We start from the raw sequence: 15,354 nt of genomic DNA on the forward strand, positions 1-15,354 counted from the left end.
GCGCCTCGCAGCTGCGGGCGCTCGGCCTCGGCCTGGATATCGTGCCGCTGCGCGGCAACCTGGACACCCGGCTGCGCAAGGTCAGCGAAGGCGAACTCGACGCGGTCGTGGTCGCCAGAGCGGGCCTGGCCAGAATCGACCGGCTCGACGCGGTGACCGAGGCATTGGAGCCGGTGCAGATGTTGCCCGCACCGGGCCAGGGTGCGCTGGCCGTCGAATGCCGCAGCGACGACAACGAACTCATCGAGGTGCTCACCGCACTGGACGATGCCCCCACCCGTGCGTCGGTCGTTGCCGAGCGGGCGTTGCTCGCCGAACTGGAGGCGGGCTGCACCGCGCCTATCGGCGCGCTCGCCGAGGTGGTCGAGTCGATCGACGAGGACGGCCGGATCTTCGACGAACTGTCACTGCGCGCCTGCGCGGCCGCCGTCGACGGCTCCGATGTGCTTCGTGCCTCGATAGTCGGAGCGCCTGCGAATGCGGATGAGCTCGGCCGCACGCTGGCTCGCGAGTTGCTCGATATGGGCGCACGCGAATTGCTCAGTGTCACCGAACAATCCAGCGTTCCCGACGGGACCAGCGCCCTCGAACCGGAGTCCGGTTCGGATACACAGGCGGTGAATCGGCCCGCCCCAGACTTCACCCAACCCAGCCCAATGGAGAACAACCAATGAGCGGTCGAGCTACCAAGAAGCATCCTGGTCGGATCCTTTTCGTCGGGTCAGGTCCGGGCGACCCGGCGCTGCTCACCGTGCGCGCTCGCGAGGTGATCGGGCGCGCGACGCTCGCCTTCACCGACCCCGACGTCGACAAGGGCGTGCTCGCCCTGATCGGGACCGCGGTCGAGCCCGGCGCCGACGGTGAGTCTTCGGTCGACGTGCGGCCCGCCCTCGGCGAGCCCGCCGAGGTGGCCAAGACGCTGATCGCCGAGGCCCGCAACGGCCACGACGTGGTCCGCGTCGTCGCCGGTGACCCGTTGACGACCGATTCGGTGATCGCCGAGGTCAACGCGGTGACCCGCTCGCACATGGTGTTCGAGGTGCTGCCCGGCCTGCCCAACGGCTCGGCGGTGCCGAGTTACGCGGGCATCGCGCTCGGCTCCGGGCACACCGAGGCCGACGTGCGCGGCGAGGTCGACTGGGCCGCGCTGGCCGCCGCGCCCGGACCGCTGGTGCTGCACGCGACCTCGGGCCACCTGGCCGAAACCGCGAGTGCCCTGGTGGAACACGGCATGGCGCCGCAGACCCCGGTCGCGGTGACCGTGCGCGGCACCACCCGGCAGCAGCGCACCATCGAGGCCACCCTGGCCACGCTGAACAGTGCCGCCTCCGAGCTGGTCGGCCCGCTGGTGGTGACCATCGGCAAGGTGGTCGCGGCGCGCTCGAAGATGTCCTGGTGGGAGTCGCGGGCGCTGTACGGCTGGACCGTGCTGGTGCCGCGCACCAAGGATCAGGCGGGCGAGATGAGCGAACGGCTGGTCACGCACGGCGCCATTCCGATGGAGGTGCCGACGATCGCGGTCGAGCCGCCGCGCAGCCCCGCGCAGATGGAGCGCGCGGTGAAGGGCCTGGTCGACGGCCGCTACCAGTGGGTGGTGTTCACCTCCACCAACGCGGTGCGCGCGGTGTGGGAGAAGTTCGCCGAGTTCGGTCTGGACGCACGGGCTTTCTCCGGCGTGAAGATCGCCTGCGTCGGTGAGGCCACCGCAGACAAGGTGCGCTCGTTCGGTATCAACCCGGAGCTGGTGCCCAGCGGCGAACAGTCCTCCGAGGGTCTGCTCGCCGACTTCCCGCCCTACGACGACGTTTTCGACCCGGTGAACCGGGTCCTGTTGCCGCGCGCCGACATTGCCACCGAGACGCTGGCCGAGGGCCTGCGGGACCGCGGCTGGGAGATCGACGATGTCACCGCCTACCGCACGGTGCGTGCCTCGCCGCCGCCCGCGGAGACCCGCGAGATGATCAAGACCGGCGGTTTCGACGCCGTGCTGTTCACCTCGTCCTCCACGGTCCGCAATCTGGTCGGTATCGCGGGCAAGCCGCACACGCGCACCATCGTCGCGTGCATCGGCCCCAAGACCGCCGAGACCGCTATCGAATTCGGTCTGCGCGTCGACGTGCAGCCCGAGGTCGCCCAGGTCGGTCCGCTGGTCGAGGCGCTGGCCGAACATGCCGCCCGGCTCCGCGCCGAGGGCCTGCTGCCGCCGCCGCGGAAGAAGAGCCGCCGCAGCCGCTGACCCGCTTCGCGCACCCTGCCCGTACCGAGTTCGGTACGGGCAGGGTGCTTTTCGCGTCATCGATCCGACAGCGGTGCCTCAGTACCGCTTGCGCATCAGCGTGCGCACCATGTTGCAGGTGGTATCGGAGGGTGGGCGAATGCCGACGACCTCGGCGGCGTGCCGAATCCGCTTGTTGTTGGCGTTGCTCGGGTTGTAGACCCCCGAATCCAGCAGGGCGATGGTCAGGCGCATCGCCTTGAGCTTGCGGTTGTGGCGGACGTACCACGACCGCGGCCGCCCAGCGGGCAGCGGTTTCTTCTCCAGCGGTGTGTAGGGACGATCGATGAGGACGGTCTTCGTCGCGGGCACAGGCTTCCCTCCCGTTGCGATCGGGGACTCGGCGAGCCCCCTCGAACACTCCTTCGATTATATCGAAGGGCACCGACAAAAACCGCTGGCCGCAAGGGTTTTGGCGAACTCGGTAGTCAGATGTCGTGGAGCAGGTGCAGTGACTGCGGATGGCCCAGCGCGGCGGCGCGTTCCAGCAGTTGCCTGGCTTCTTGCTGGGCCGGTGTCCGGCCGGTGGCGATCGCCGCGGCCGCCCGCAGCACACTCGGCTCGCTCAGATCCCCTGCGAGCGGAGCGGCATCCTGCTCGCGCAGGAACAGGGCGAGATGGAACATCGAGTCGGGGTCGCCGGCCTCGGCCCCGCGGCGCAACCAGTGCTCGCCTGCCGCGGTGTCCTCGTGATCGAGATGCAGTGAGCCCAGGATGGCCATGGCATCGGTGCGTCCGCGCCGGACCGCCTCGGTGAGCAGCTCGACGGCCCGGTCCAGTTCGCCGCGTCTAGCCATGTAGAGACCCAAAGTTCGCATGGCCGTGGGGTTTCCGGCCTCGGCGGCGCGCTCGTACCACTGCTCGGCCTCGTCGTTGCTGCCGCGTCGATTGGCGACAACGCCCATGTTGCACAACGCCTCCGGCGACCCGGCCTCGGCCGCGGGTCGCAGCCATCGCTCGGCGTCATCGATCTTGCCGCGCTCCAGATGCAGCAACCCCAGTTGCAGGCCCGCCCCAGGACAGCCTGCGGCGTCCGCCGCTTCCAGCCAGCGCACCGCCTCGGCGATCCGGCCGTGCGTGCCGAGCAGCAACCCGAGGTCGGCCATGGCGGCCGCACTGCCGCGCTCGGCGGCCTTGCGGAACCAGTGCTCGGCGCCGCCCAGGTCGTCCGCCTCGCGCAGCAGGTGCCCGAGCTGCGCCATGGCGCCGAGGTCGCCGCGCTCGGCGATGGCGCGCAGCGTGTCGAGCCTGCGCTGGTGCGCGGTGGGCACCGGATCGGGTCGGGCACCCGGCGCAGGCGAGGTCATGACGGAGCGGTTCGGGTCATCGCGGACCTTTCAGGCCGGATCGGGCGTGCCGTGCCGGTAACCGTTGGCGTCGGCGTACTCGGCGAGCTGGGATTCGTAGCTGCTCAGGCTGTCGAGCAACCAGGTATCTCCAGTGTCCTTCACCACCACGATCGGCCCCTTGGTGCCCGGCTCCAGCACCGGCGAGGTGCCGTCGGCGTACCAGGACGTGGTGGACCAGGGAAAGACGAACGCCCAGCCCACATCGGAGACGTGCCCCTGCGGTCCGAGCTGGAACGGATCGGCAGGCGTGGCGAACCGCGCGCTGTGCTGCGCGAGCAGATGCCGGGCACTGTTGCGGGCCACCCGGATGTCCATCGGTCCGGTTGTGGTGTTCGGGAACGGCAGCGTGGCGTCGGGCATCGCGCTCAGCTGCCACCCGGCGGCCGTGGAGACCTGACACGGCCTGCTCTGCAGACGCAGGAAGATGGTGTGCGCGGTGTCGGAGAAACGCAGTTGCACGGTCGCGTCCTCGGTGTGCCCGACCAGGTGCCTGCCCAGGCTCTGCGTCATCTCGCGCTCGTCCGGTGTCATGCCGAGGTCGTCGAAGGCGCGCCGCGCCACCGTCATCAACTCGGGCTCGGCCAGCTGCCGGGCGATGAACTCGACGCGGAAGATCTGCCCGGTGGCGTCCGCGGCGCGCCAGGCGCGCAGTGTCGTCGCCGGTGCTGTGAGTCCACCGGTGAGCACCGGCCACCAGTCCGACAGTAGGACCGCAACCCACGACTCGAAGTCGGCGGCTCGGGCCAGCGAGATTTCGGTGTGCGGTTCGGTCATGCTGTCCCCCAGGGGGTCTCGCCCTCTTGTCGGAGTATGCGCCATCGGCCTGCGCGGCAGGTGTGATTTCACACACCGTTGCTCCCGAACTCGGGCTCGGCGGGCCGGTGTGTGCATGCCGGGCCCGCGGTCGAGCCGCTGTCGTGGCGAAACGCCCGACTCCGGCGCGGCGGGTCGAGCTCCCTCGCGCGCGAGGCGACGGGCGCTCGCGACAGCTCCCGGCGCCGGGCGTATCGTGCGGTTATGACCGGATTGGACCGCCCACGGCGGTTGCGCCGTACCCCCGCCATGCGTCGTCTCGTGGCCGAAACCACGCTGGAGCCACGGCAATTGGTGCTGCCGATGTTCGTGGCCGACGGCCTGGAAGAGCCACGGGAAATCAGCTCGATGCCCGGCGTGCTGCAGCATTCGATGGATTCGCTGCGCAAGGCCGCCGTCGAAGCGGTGACCGCGGGCGTCGGCGGGCTGATGCTGTTCGGCGTGCCGCGCCACGAGGACAAGGACGCCACCGGCAGCCGGGCCAGCGACCCGGACGGCATCCTGAACCGCGGCCTGCGCGCGCTGGCCGACGAGGTCGGCGACTCGACGGTGCTCATGGCCGACACCTGTCTCGACGAATTCACCGATCACGGGCACTGCGGGGTGCTCGGACCCGACGGCTCCGTCGACAACGACGCCACCCTGCACCGCTACGTCGAGATGGCGCTGGCCCAGGCCGCCGCGGGCGCGGACCTGCTCGGCACCAGCGGCATGATGGACGGTCAGGTCGGCGCGATCCGGCGCGGCCTGGACGCGGTCGGGCGCACCGACACCGGCATCCTCGCCTACGCCGCCAAGTACGCCTCGGCGTTCTACGGCCCGTTCCGGGAGGCCGTCGCCTCCTCGCTGGAGGGCGACCGGCGCAGCTACCAGCAGGACCCGGCGAACCGGCGCGAGGCGATCCGCGAACTCCAGCTGGACCTGGCCGAGGGCGCGGACATCGTGATGGTCAAGCCGGCCATGTCCTACCTGGACATCCTGCGCGACGTCGCCGACCACTCCACCGTTCCGGTCGCGGCGTACCAGATCTCCGGCGAGTACGCGATGATCACCGCCGCCGCCGAGCGCGGCTGGATCGACCGGCGCGGCGCCATCCTCGAGTCGCTCATGGGGATCCGGCGGGCGGGCGCGGACATCGTGCTCACCTACTGGGCGACCGAGGCCGCACACTGGTTGTCGTGACGAACCCGCCGAGACCGGTCGGCGCCGCGCCCACCCCAGCGCCGATGCCGGTGGATGTCGGCACCGCCCGGCAATTGTGGTGGGGCGTGGTCGGATTCGGGGTCGTGCAGCTGATCGCGTCGATGGTGGCCGCGCTGCCGCAGCGGCGCACCTTCGCCCAGCAGGTCTTCGACCAGGCCAGGGAGCAGGACCCGCACGTCACCCTGGCCAGCGCCGAACTGATGGTCACGCTGGTCTACGTCGTAGCGGTGTTCCTCGGGCTCGGTGTCGCGGTGCTGGCGCTGCTGATCGTGCACCAGTTCGCGCGCGGAAAGCTCTGGGCGCGCACCTTGCTGACCGTGGTCGGCGCGTGGCTCGTGGTGATCGGCGTCGGCGCGTTGTTCGCGTTCAACTCGGTGACCAGCGCCGCCTCGCTGGTGGCCGGCGGCGCGGCGATCGTGCAGGCGGTGCTCGCGGGCGGGGCGATCTACCTGGCGCACCGCCCGGAACCGACCGCTTATTTCCAGATGAGCCGCCGGTGAACGGTTGGCGCCCGAATTTGTCGGGGCACGGCCGGCATGTATCGTGAGGGTTGTCACAGTGGACATGGGAACCGGTAGTTGTTTGTCAGACGTTGTCTTACCTCGCGTGAGGGAATCCGTCAGATGGCTCCGGGGAATCGGAGGCATCGGTGCGAGTGGTGATCCAACAGCCGCAAAGCATTCGGCGGGAACTGGCCGTGTTGAGCCTGCTGATCCTGTTCGCGGTGCTCACCGTCGCTGTGCTGCTGTTGCCCGGTCTCACTCGCTGATTCCGCGCTCCGCCTTGCCGATTCGTGACGCTGTGGGCGTCGCGTGAGCAAGGCGCTCGACAATTCCGGCGTGCTGTTCGCCGAGCCGGGTGCTCGGTGGCGCACCGTGGCCTACGGCCCCATTCTGTGCCTGATCATCTTCGTACTGGAGATCGCGACCGGTAGCTCCGTGCACTGGTTCGCTCTTCTTTTCTGTGGCTCGCTGATCGCCATGTTCGTGGTGCTGCAGGTGACCGCCGGGCGGCGGCACGTCAGCGTCGAACTCACCGAGACCACACTGCGCGACGGCACCGAGACGCTGCCGCTCGGTTCGATCGATGCCGTGCTGCCCCAACGCGACGAAGACTCCTGGGACGACGAGGACTGGGAATCGGCGCGGGCGCTGGGGGAGTTGAGCGGCGTGCCCCGGCGCCGCACCGGCATCGGGTTACGGTTGTCCGACGGCAGCCTGGTGCAGGCGTGGGCGAAGAACCATCGAGCGCTGCGCGCCGCGTTGACCACGGCGATCGGCCAAGCGCCCGAAACAGACTCGCCGCCGGATGATTCGGCACCGGAGACCCAGCACAGTGAGAAGGGAACGGACCGTTGAAGACATCGATCACGGTGATCGCCGTCGAACTCGGTGTGGTGCTGCTCGGCCTCGTCGCCGCGGTACTCAGCTGGCGCAACGGTATCCAGACCAGCACCTTCGCCGCGCTGGGGGAGGCGCCGGAGTTCGTCGCGACCCGTTACGTCGCGCCGTGGTTGCTGCTCGCCGCGGTGCTGCTCGCGATCGCCGGGTTGTTCGCCATCGACGCGGTTACTCGCGCGGCGCGCGTTCGCCGGCGCCACTGACAGCTCGACCGTTTCGGCCCGCCGATCGCGGGAACATCGAATCCATGAAACCCACAGTCACGGTCAAGCGAACGCTCCTCGGCGCCGCCGCCGCGGGCCTGATCGGCGCGGCAACGGTGACCCCGGCGGTCGCGGCACCCGCCGAGGTTTCCCCGGCCCCACCGGCCGCGGTGGTGCCCATATTGGTGCAGACCCCGCCACCGCCGTTGCTGCACGCGCTGCCCGCGCCGCTGGCCTGCCTGGCGACCACCGGCTTCGCGCTCTGGTGCATCGGCATTACCTGACCACAATCCCGCTGCGGCCGTTAGTATTTCGGCCGTAAACCTGTGCCTACCAAGGATTGGGATTGATGAACCGGCTTGCTGTGAAAGTCTGTGCCGCACTGGCGATATCCGCCGCGATCGGGATCGGTGCCGCGCCAGCGGGTGCGAACCCCGGACTTCCGCTAGAGCCCGCGGGCGCGGTCGACACCGCGGTGAGTCCCGTGGACGCGCCGGTGCTGGTGCCGGACTCCGGTTCCGCGGGCCCGTACAACACCTTTATGTGCTACCTGCACACCGTGTCCGCGCAGGCACCGTGCATGTACAGCTGAGCCTGGCTCAGCTCCAGTTCTGATAGACGTCGAGCACGCGGCCGTTGCGGGTACCGGGGGCGTTCAGGAACAGGGTGATCGTTCCGTCGGAATGATTCGCCGCTTCCACGATCGTCTGCCGCAACGACGCGTGCACGCCGCCGTTCTCATCCTTGTAGATCGCGGTATCGGCCTTCAGACCGACGCCGATCCGGTTCAGCGGCACGAACATGGTGACCACCGCCGGAATGGGACCGTCGGCGACCATCCTGGTCTCCTCATGACTCAGCTGCACGCCGATCCGATCGGGCTGCGCGACCGGTTCCACCGCCGCGGCCGAACCGGCGCCGAACGCGACGGTCGCACCGACGAGCGCGGTGGATACAGCAGCACTGAACATGGCAAACCGCATAGAAATCCTCCGGGGCAGATGAATGGTGACGCCCGAGATTACGCACCAGCAATCTCAGGGCGATCGAATACGGCGTAAACAGTGCCCCGGCGTGTTGCGGTCTGCGTCACCCCCACTACACCCTGTCGTCGACCCGATCCGAACGGGCTGAGACACTGGAGGTCGTGAGTTCTTCTCCGCGCGTGACCAGCGCATCGGTGCCGGTTTCCGCCCAGCTCTTCGACCGGGCATGTTCGGTGATTCCCGGCGGTGTCAACTCGCCGGTGCGTGCCTTCAACTCCGTTGGTGGCACACCGCGATTCATCGCGTCCGCGCACGGTTACACCCTCGTCGACGCGGACGGCAACGAGTACGTCGACCTGGTGTGCTCGTGGGGCCCGATGATTCTCGGGCACGCGCATCCCGCGGTGGTCGACGCGGTGCAGCGAGCCGCGGTCGGTGGCCTGTCGTTCGGCGCGCCGACCGAGGCGGAGATCGAACTGGCCGAGGCCATCATCGAACGCGTCGCCCCGGTGGACCGGGTACGCCTGGTGAACTCGGGCACCGAGGCCACGATGAGCGCGGTGCGGCTGGCGCGCGGCTACACCGGGCGCGCCAAGATCATCAAGTTTTCCGGTTGCTACCACGGCCACGTGGACGCGCTGCTCGCGGACGCGGGCTCCGGCGTAGCAACCCTCGGGCTGCCCACCTCGCCCGGCGTCACCGGCGCGCAGGCGGCCGACACCATCGTGCTGCCCTACAACGATCTCGACGCCGTCGCCGCCGCGTTCGCCGCGCACCCCGACGCCATCGCGTGTGTGATTACCGAGGCCGCCGCGGGCAACATGGGCGCGGTGGCGCCGCTGCCCGGCTTCAACGCGGGACTGCGCAAGCTGACCGCCGAGCACGGCGCGCTGCTCATCATGGACGAGGTGATGACCGGCTTCCGGGTGAGCCCGGCGGGCTGGTTCGGTCGCGAGGGCGTGGCCGGCGACCTCTACACCTTCGGCAAGGTGATGAGCGGTGGCCTGCCCGCGGCCGCGTTCGGTGGCCGCACCGAGATCATGAACCACCTGGCCCCGCTCGGCCCGGTCTATCAGGCGGGCACGCTCTCCGGTAACCCGGTCGCCGTCGCCGCGGGCCTGGCCACGCTGCGTGCGGCCGACGCCGCGGTGTACGCCGCGCTGGATCGGAACGCGCAACGGCTCGGCGCGCTGTTCGGCGAATCGCTCAGCGCCGCAGGCGTCGAGCATCAGGTGCAGTTCGCGGGCAATATGGTGAGCGTGTTCTTCGCCGAACGCCCGGTCACCGACTACGCCGCCGCCAAGGCGAGTCAGACCTGGCGCTACCCCGCGTTCTTCCACGCACTGCTCGACGGTGGCGTGTACGCCCCGCCGAGCGCGTTCGAGGCGTGGTTCGTGTCCGCGGCGCTCGACGAGGACGCGTTCGACCGTATCGCCGCCGCCCTGCCCGCCGCCGCACACGCGGCCGCGGCCGCCACTCCCGAAGGATCCCGCGCGTGAGCTCCGATCACGATCAGCCCGATGCCGACAAGCGCGAGCTAGCAAAGTCCGCCACTGATTCCGCCGACGCCGCGGGCACTGCCGACGCAGCCGCGGTCGAGGCGGGCATTGATGCCGTCGCCGCCGATTCGGACGCAGCCGGTTCTGTTGCCGGGTTGGGCGCCGCACCGGTCGCGGAGACGAGGCCCGCGTCGGATGCGGTCACTTCGGGCGTTGCCGGAGCAGCTGCCGCGCCGGTCACCGAGACCGGTGCCGCGTCGGCCGGCGAGAGTGCCGCTGAGTCGGCTTCGGAAGGATCTGGTGCCGGGTCGGCTGCCCCGGCGACCGGCGCCGCGTCCGCTGATGCGAGTGCCGCTGAGTCGGCTGCGGCCGGGTCTGTTGCCGGGCTGGGTGCAGCGCCGGTCGCCGACGCGCGTGTTGTCGAGTCGGGCGGGGAGCCGTCCACCGGGTCTGTTGCCGGACTGGCTGCAGGGCCGAGCGCTGACTCCGCCGCCGAGTCGACCGTTATCGACGCGGGCGCGCAATTCGCCGCCGCCGCATCGGGTTCGGCCGATCGGACTCCGGCGGTCGAGGAAAACGACAGCGCCGCAACGCCTTCCGAGTCGAACGCGACGCCGCGGGAAGCGCGGCTGCACGATGGCGGCACCGCGCCGGTGGAGACGATCGTGCACGTGTTGCGCCACGGCGAGGTGCACAACCCGAACGGGATCCTCTACGGCAGGCTGCCCGGGTTCAGCCTGTCGGTGGCGGGCCGGTCGCAGGCCGGAGCCGTCGCGCGGGCGCTGGCCGAGCACGATATCGCCGTGGTGATCGCCTCGCCACTGCAGCGAGCCCAGGAAACCGCGGAACCGATTGCGGCACAACATCATCTGCTCGTGCGCACCGATGAGAACCTGATCGAGGCGGGCAATACCTTCGAGGGGCTGCGGGTCTCCGTCGGCGACGGTGCGCTGCGCAAGCCGCGGCACTGGTGGAAGCTGCGCGATCCGTTCACCCCGTCCTGGGGCGAGCCGTACCTGCAGATCGCGCACCGCATGCTGGCCGCGGTGAACAAGGCGCGGGTGGAAGCGGCCGGGCGTGAGGCGGTGCTGGTGTCGCATCAGCTGCCGGTCTGGACGCTGCGCCGGTTCCTGCAGGGCCAGCGGCTCTGGCACGACCCGCGCCAGCGCCAGTGCTCGCTCGCGTCGCTGACCTCGCTGGTCTACCAGGGCGACACCCTCGTCGACATCGTTTACTCCGAGCCCGCCGGTGGTTCGGATCCCTCGGTACACGGCGCATGATCGGGTGCACCGCCTCCGCTGAACCGCCTGCCGGATCGGCCCGGCGGGTCGTTCCTGTGCTGCTGGCCTGCGTCGCCCTGGTGGTGACGCTGGCAGGCTGCTCGAGCGGTAAGGACGCGGTGGCCTCCGGTGGCACCTTCGAATTCGTCTCGCCCGGCGGCAGAACCGAGATCTTTTACGACCCGCCCAGTTCGCGCGGCACCATCGGCAAGCTGGCCGGGCCCGATCTGATGACCGAGGGCAAAACTACCTCGGTGCAGGATTATCCGGGCAAAGTCGTGGTACTCAATCTGTGGGGCCAGTGGTGCGGACCCTGTCGCGCGGAGGCGCCCGCGCTCGAAAAGGTCTACGCCGCAACGAAAGACAGCGGTGTCGCCTTCATCGGCATCAATGTCCGTGACCCGCAACAGGACAAGGCCCAGGACTTCGTCGTCGACAACAAGGTCGGCTACCCGTCCATCTACGACCCGTCCATGCGCACCCTGCTGGCCCTCGGTGGCAATTTCCCGACCAGCGTCATTCCCACCACCCTGATCTTGGATCGTCAGCATCGCGTCGCCGCGGTGTTCCTGCGCTCATTGCTGGCCGACGATCTGCAACCGATTGTTCAAAAAATCGCCTCGGAGGAAGCACAGTGAATCGCGATCGTCGTACCCGTACCCTGCGTGCCTGTCGCCCTCGGCAGGGCGCCCGCCGAATCGGCGGTGCCTGGGCCGTGGACGACCGATGGAAGGGCATCGCCACCGTGCCGCGCAGCGTCGCGGCGGACTCGCTGCTGGACTTCGGCGTGCTGTTCGAGTCGACCGAGCCCACCGAGCAGCGCGTCGTGCTGCGCGGCGACACCGAACCGGCCGAGCAGGCGCCGGAGGGTGAGGCCGGGTGAGTCCCCGCGTGACACCGGTGGACCGGTCATGACACCGGTGACCGAGTAATGCCGCTCGCCGCCGTAGGGGATTCGTTCCAGCAGACGGCCGCGACCGGACCGTTGCTGCTGGCGCTGGGCGCCTGCCTGCTGGCGGGCCTGGTCTCCTTCGCTTCGCCGTGCGTGGTGCCGTTGGTGCCGGGCTATCTGTCCTATCTCGCGGGGCTCGTCGGTGCCGAGGCGCCGCCCGCCACCGTCGCGCAAGCCGAAGGGGCGCAACCGAGTTCGGTAGCGGTCGAGTCGGCCAAGGCCGACCTGCGGGCCGGTCGGATGCGGGTGGCCGGTGCGGCGGGCCTGTTCGTCGCCGGGTTCACCGTCGTGTTCGTGCTCGCCACCGCAACGGTTTTCGGCGTGATCCAGACCCTGAACGTGAATCGTGAACTGCTGCAACGCATCGGCGGCGTGGTCACCATCCTGATGGGCCTGGTGTTCATCGGCCTGGTCCCCGCGCTGCAGCGCGACACCAGGATGGAGCCGCGCAGGCTCACCAGCATCGCGGGCGCGCCGCTGCTCGGCGGCGTCTTCGCACTCGGCTGGACGCCGTGCCTCGGGCCCACCCTGTCCGGCGTGATGGCGGTGGCCGCGGGCACCGAAGGCACCACCGCGGTGCGCGGGGTCGCGCTCATCGTCGCCTACTGCCTCGGTCTCGGTCTGCCGTTCGTGATCCTGGCGTTCGGGTCGGCCAGCGCGCTGCGCGGCGTCGGCTGGCTGCGCCGTAATTCGCGCGCCATCCAGGTCGCCGGCGGCATTCTGCTCGTCCTGGTCGGCGCCGCACTGGTCACCGGCGTGTGGGACCAGTTCGTCGGCTGGGTGCGTGACGCGTTCGTTTCCGAGGTGACACTGCCGATATGACCGTGACGGAAAATCCGGTGACCGAACCCGCCGCGGTGCCGAGGCAATCCCGGCTGGGCCGTGCCGTGGCCTTCGCCCGCAACGCCTGGCGCGGGCTCACCAGCATGCGCACCGCGCTGGTGCTGCTGTTCCTGCTGGCGTTGGGCGCCATTCCCGGCGCCCTGCTGCCGCAACGAAACCTCAACGAGCAGAAGGTCGCCCAGTACATCGCCGACCGGCCGACGCTCGGCCCGTGGATGGACCGGTTCGAGCTGTTCGACGTGTTCGGCAGCTTCTGGTTCACCGCCATCTATGTGCTGCTGTTCATCTCGCTGGTCGGCTGCATCCTGCCGCGCTGTGTCGACCACTACCGCGCGCTGCGCACCCCGCCGGTGCGCGCGCCACGCAACCTGACCAGGCTGCCGCACCACTACTCGGGCAGCGCCGAGCAGACGCCCGACGAGGTCGTCACGCGGGTTCGTAAAGAGTTGCGCGGTTGGCGCACCGAGGTCCGGCCGGGTACCAGGGACGGCGAGATCACCCTCGCCGCGGAGAAGGGGTACACCCGCGAACTCGGCAACCTCGTGTTCCACCTCGCGCTGGTCTGCCTGCTGGTCGCCATCGCGGTCGGCAAGCTGTTCGGCTACGAGGGCAGCGTCATCGTCATCGCGAACAACGGGCCCGGCTTCTGCACCACTTCACCGGCCGTCTTCGACTCGTTCAAGGCGGGCAATGTCAACGACGGCACCGGCATGGCGCCGATCTGTGTGCGGGTCAAGGACTTCAAGGCCGACTACCTGAACAACGGGCAGGCCGAGATGTTCACCTCGAACATCGAATACCAGTCCGGCGATGACCTACAGAGCGACACCTGGCGCGCGACGCGCATCCAGGTGAACCATCCGCTGCGGGTCGCGGGCGACCGTATCTACCTGCAGGGCCACGGTTTCGCGCCGACCTTCACGGTCACCTTCCCGAACGGGCAGACCCGCACCGAGACCATCCAGTGGCGCCCCGACGACGCGATGACCTTCCTGTCCAGCGGCGTGCTGCGGATCGACCCGCCCGGCGGCATGTACGCCACCGACGAGGAGCGGCGCAAGAACCAGATCGCCATCGAGGGCCTGTTCGCGCCGACCGCGCTGTTCCACGGCAGCCTGATGACCTCGTCGTACCCCGCGATGAACGATCCGGCCGTCGCCGTCGACATCTATCGCGGCGACACCGGCCTGGACACCGGCAAGCCGCAGTCGCTGTTCGCACTCGATCCCGAGCAGGTCAAGCAGGGGCGACTGGCCAAGGAGGCCAGGGTGAACCTGCGCCCCGGCGAGTCTACCAGCCTGCCCAACGGCACCAAGGTGACCTTCGACGGTGCCCAGGAATTCGTGAATCTGCAGGTGTCGCACGATCCGGCGCAGCAGTGGGTGCTGGTGAGCGCGGTGGCCATGATGCTCGGCCTGCTGGTCTCGCTGCTGGTGAAGCGGCGCCGGATCTGGGTCCGGGTCTACCCCGCCGAAGGGGCAGCCGGTACCTTGGGCAAACGACGCACCGTAGTAGAAATGGGCGGGCTCGCCCGGACCGATCAGGCGGGCTGGGGCAGTGAGTTCGACCGGCTACGCGCGCGCCTGCTGGATGCGCGGCCCGACTCGGCCGACGCGAAGACCACGGGAGAGTAGAGATGCCGATCAACGAGACCATCGCGCGCTACAGCGATTTCTCGTTCAAGACCGCGATCGTGGTCTACGCGCTGGTGCTCGTGCTGCTGATCTGGCAGTACGCCACCGCGCGCAGCCGTCAGGTCGCGGAGCGCGAACTCGTGTCCGTCGGCGGACCCAGCGTCGATCCCGCGCTGCCGGGCCGGGTCGTCGAGCCACCGGCTAAGTCGTTGTCCGAGCGGCTCGGCAACACGGCGTTCTCGGTTCTGGTCGTCGCCGTCGTGCTGCACATCGGCTCGATCGTGCTGCGTGGTTTCGCGACGCACCGATTCCCGCTCGGCAACATGTACGAGTTCGTCACCATGGCCACCGCCGCCGCGGTCCTGATGGGCGCGCTGTTCCTGCGCGAGCAGCGTTACCGCGCCATGTGGGTCTTCCTGCTCGTCCCGGTGCTGATCCTGCTGTTCCTCGCGGGCACCATCCTCTACGCCGACGCCGCCCCCGTGGTGCCCGCCCTGAAGTCCTTCTGGCTGCCCATCCACGTCACCATCGTCAGCATCGGCAGCGGCGTCTTCCTCTTCGCCGGCGTCGCCAGCCTCCTGTTCCTCTACCGCATCCGCCAGCCCGAAGGCCAAGAGTCGAACAGCATCCTCGGCACCATCGCCCGCCGCCTGCCCGACGCCCGCACCCTCGACCGCCTCGCCTACAAGGCCACCATCATCGGCTTCCCCCTCTTCGGCGCGGGCGTCATCCTCGGCGCCATCTGGGCCGAAGCCGCCTGGGGCCGCTTCTGGGGCTGGGACCCCAAAGAAACCTGCTCCTTCATCGCCTGGGTCCTCTACGCCGCCTACCTCCACGCCCGCGCCACCTCCGGTTGGCGCGACACCAAAGCCGCCTGGATCAACGTAGCCGGTTTCGTAGCAATGCTTTTCAACCTC

The 15,354-nt window shown here is 69.4% G+C and carries 19 protein-coding genes; 15 read left to right on the forward strand and 4 right to left on the reverse strand.

The genetic code is table 11. The features are described from left to right. On the forward strand, positions 1–674 hold a 674-nt coding region (locus NN4_RS42550; RefSeq protein ID WP_371865825.1), incomplete at its 5' end, for a hydroxymethylbilane synthase. Beyond that, positions 671–2,236: a bifunctional uroporphyrinogen-III C-methyltransferase/uroporphyrinogen-III synthase gene (locus NN4_RS42555; protein WP_147143568.1), complete on the forward strand. Its 1,566-nt coding sequence runs from the start codon at positions 671–673 to the stop codon at positions 2,234–2,236. The genes NN4_RS42550 and NN4_RS42555, both read left to right, overlap by 4 nt. 78 nt (positions 2,237–2,314) lie before the next feature. Here the strand turns inward: NN4_RS42555 and NN4_RS42560 are convergent, their stop codons facing one another. The 3 genes from NN4_RS42560 to NN4_RS42570 form a co-directional block, all read right to left on the reverse strand. Further along, positions 2,315–2,587 (reverse strand): hypothetical protein, encoded by a 273-nt coding sequence (locus NN4_RS42560; protein WP_147143570.1) that lies wholly within the window; start codon positions 2,585–2,587, stop codon positions 2,315–2,317. A gap of 116 nt (positions 2,588–2,703) precedes the next feature. Further along, the gene (locus NN4_RS42565) at positions 2,704–3,582 is read right to left on the reverse strand and encodes a tetratricopeptide repeat protein (protein WP_147143572.1); all 879 of its coding nucleotides are present in this window, start codon (positions 3,580–3,582) and stop codon (positions 2,704–2,706) included. A 30-nt stretch (positions 3,583–3,612) separates the two neighbouring features. Continuing rightward, entirely contained in the window at positions 3,613–4,398 is a 786-nt protein-coding gene (locus tag NN4_RS42570) for a hypothetical protein (protein WP_147143574.1), read from the reverse strand. 243 nt (positions 4,399–4,641) lie between these two features. Here NN4_RS42570 and hemB point away from each other — a divergent pair, with 243 nt between their 5' ends. From hemB to NN4_RS42600, 6 genes are all read left to right on the forward strand, one after another. Next, positions 4,642–5,619, forward strand: a complete 978-nt coding sequence (gene hemB / locus NN4_RS42575; RefSeq protein ID WP_147143577.1) for a porphobilinogen synthase — start codon at positions 4,642–4,644, stop codon at positions 5,617–5,619. After that, positions 5,616–6,140 (forward strand): hypothetical protein, encoded by a 525-nt coding sequence (locus tag NN4_RS42580; RefSeq protein ID WP_147143580.1) that lies wholly within the window; start codon positions 5,616–5,618, stop codon positions 6,138–6,140. Before hemB ends, NN4_RS42580 begins: the two co-directional genes overlap by 4 nt. A gap of 312 nt (positions 6,141–6,452) precedes the next feature. Next, positions 6,453–6,998, forward strand: a complete 546-nt coding sequence (gene mce1N / locus NN4_RS42585; protein ID WP_246181417.1) for a transport-regulating membrane protein Mce1N — start codon at positions 6,453–6,455, stop codon at positions 6,996–6,998. After that, positions 6,995–7,243: a hypothetical protein gene (locus NN4_RS42590; RefSeq protein WP_147143583.1), complete on the forward strand. Its 249-nt coding sequence runs from the start codon at positions 6,995–6,997 to the stop codon at positions 7,241–7,243. The genes mce1N and NN4_RS42590 overlap by 4 nt, the downstream gene beginning before the upstream one ends. A 44-nt stretch (positions 7,244–7,287) precedes the next feature. Further along, the gene (locus tag NN4_RS42595) at positions 7,288–7,527 is read left to right on the forward strand and encodes a hypothetical protein (RefSeq protein ID WP_147143586.1); all 240 of its coding nucleotides are present in this window, start codon (positions 7,288–7,290) and stop codon (positions 7,525–7,527) included. 65 nt (positions 7,528–7,592) lie between these two features. Further along, positions 7,593–7,835, forward strand: a complete 243-nt coding sequence (locus tag NN4_RS42600; protein WP_135233625.1) for a hypothetical protein — start codon at positions 7,593–7,595, stop codon at positions 7,833–7,835. Positions 7,836–7,842: 7 nt separating this feature from the next. On the opposite strand, the gene NN4_RS42605 is transcribed toward NN4_RS42600, so the two are convergent. Then, entirely contained in the window at positions 7,843–8,214 is a 372-nt protein-coding gene (locus NN4_RS42605; protein ID WP_107659563.1) for a hypothetical protein, read from the reverse strand. A gap of 176 nt (positions 8,215–8,390) precedes the next feature. Here NN4_RS42605 and hemL point away from each other — a divergent pair, with 176 nt between their 5' ends. The 7 genes from hemL to ccsB all read left to right on the forward strand — a co-directional run. Continuing rightward, positions 8,391–9,728 (forward strand): glutamate-1-semialdehyde 2,1-aminomutase, encoded by a 1,338-nt coding sequence (gene hemL, locus NN4_RS42610; protein ID WP_147143589.1) that lies wholly within the window; start codon positions 8,391–8,393, stop codon positions 9,726–9,728. Between the two features lie 629 nt (positions 9,729–10,357). Further along, positions 10,358–11,008: a histidine phosphatase family protein gene (locus tag NN4_RS42615; RefSeq protein ID WP_107660986.1), complete on the forward strand. Its 651-nt coding sequence runs from the start codon at positions 10,358–10,360 to the stop codon at positions 11,006–11,008. Next, on the forward strand, positions 11,005–11,646 hold the full coding sequence (locus NN4_RS42620; RefSeq protein WP_147143592.1) for a TlpA disulfide reductase family protein: 642 nt from the start codon (positions 11,005–11,007) through the stop codon (positions 11,644–11,646). Before NN4_RS42615 ends, NN4_RS42620 begins: the two co-directional genes overlap by 4 nt. Before the next feature lie 77 nt (positions 11,647–11,723). Further along, positions 11,724–11,891 (forward strand): hypothetical protein, encoded by a 168-nt coding sequence (locus tag NN4_RS45545; RefSeq protein ID WP_159080737.1) that lies wholly within the window; start codon positions 11,724–11,726, stop codon positions 11,889–11,891. Positions 11,892–11,939: 48 nt separating this feature from the next. Further along, positions 11,940–12,782 carry a cytochrome c biogenesis CcdA family protein gene (locus NN4_RS42625; RefSeq protein WP_147143596.1) on the forward strand — a complete coding sequence of 281 codons (843 nt, stop codon included), beginning with the start codon at positions 11,940–11,942 and terminating at the stop codon, positions 12,780–12,782. Continuing rightward, positions 12,779–14,437 (forward strand): cytochrome c biogenesis protein ResB, encoded by a 1,659-nt coding sequence (gene resB / locus NN4_RS42630; protein ID WP_147143599.1) that lies wholly within the window; start codon positions 12,779–12,781, stop codon positions 14,435–14,437. Before NN4_RS42625 ends, resB begins: the two co-directional genes overlap by 4 nt. Positions 14,438–14,439: 2 nt before the next feature. Then, positions 14,440–15,354 (forward strand): c-type cytochrome biogenesis protein CcsB (ccsB, locus tag NN4_RS42635; RefSeq protein ID WP_147143602.1); only part of this gene is annotated, 915 nt, incomplete at its 3' end.

The organism is Nocardia ninae NBRC 108245, from assembly GCF_007990755.1.
Lineage (GTDB): Bacteria > Actinomycetota > Actinomycetes > Mycobacteriales > Mycobacteriaceae > Nocardia > Nocardia ninae.

Excerpts from the sequence above, each read along its gene's own strand:
- NN4_RS42555 (WP_147143568.1), top strand. The coding sequence starts at position 671 with ATGAGCGGTCGAGCTACCAAGAAGCATCCTGGTCGGATCCTTTTCGTC.
- NN4_RS42565 (WP_147143572.1), bottom strand. The coding sequence starts at position 3,582 with ATGACCTCGCCTGCGCCGGGTGCCCGACCCGATCCGGTGCCCACCGCG.
- NN4_RS42570 (WP_147143574.1), bottom strand. The coding sequence starts at position 4,398 with ATGACCGAACCGCACACCGAAATCTCGCTGGCCCGAGCCGCCGACTTC.
- hemB (WP_147143577.1), top strand. The coding sequence starts at position 4,642 with ATGACCGGATTGGACCGCCCACGGCGGTTGCGCCGTACCCCCGCCATG.
- NN4_RS42595 (WP_147143586.1), top strand. The coding sequence starts at position 7,288 with ATGAAACCCACAGTCACGGTCAAGCGAACGCTCCTCGGCGCCGCCGCC.
- NN4_RS42600 (WP_135233625.1), top strand. The coding sequence starts at position 7,593 with ATGAACCGGCTTGCTGTGAAAGTCTGTGCCGCACTGGCGATATCCGCC.
- NN4_RS42605 (WP_107659563.1), bottom strand. The coding sequence starts at position 8,214 with ATGTTCAGTGCTGCTGTATCCACCGCGCTCGTCGGTGCGACCGTCGCG.
- NN4_RS42620 (WP_147143592.1), top strand. The coding sequence starts at position 11,005 with ATGATCGGGTGCACCGCCTCCGCTGAACCGCCTGCCGGATCGGCCCGG.
- NN4_RS42625 (WP_147143596.1), top strand. The coding sequence starts at position 11,940 with ATGCCGCTCGCCGCCGTAGGGGATTCGTTCCAGCAGACGGCCGCGACC.
- resB (WP_147143599.1), top strand. The coding sequence starts at position 12,779 with ATGACCGTGACGGAAAATCCGGTGACCGAACCCGCCGCGGTGCCGAGG.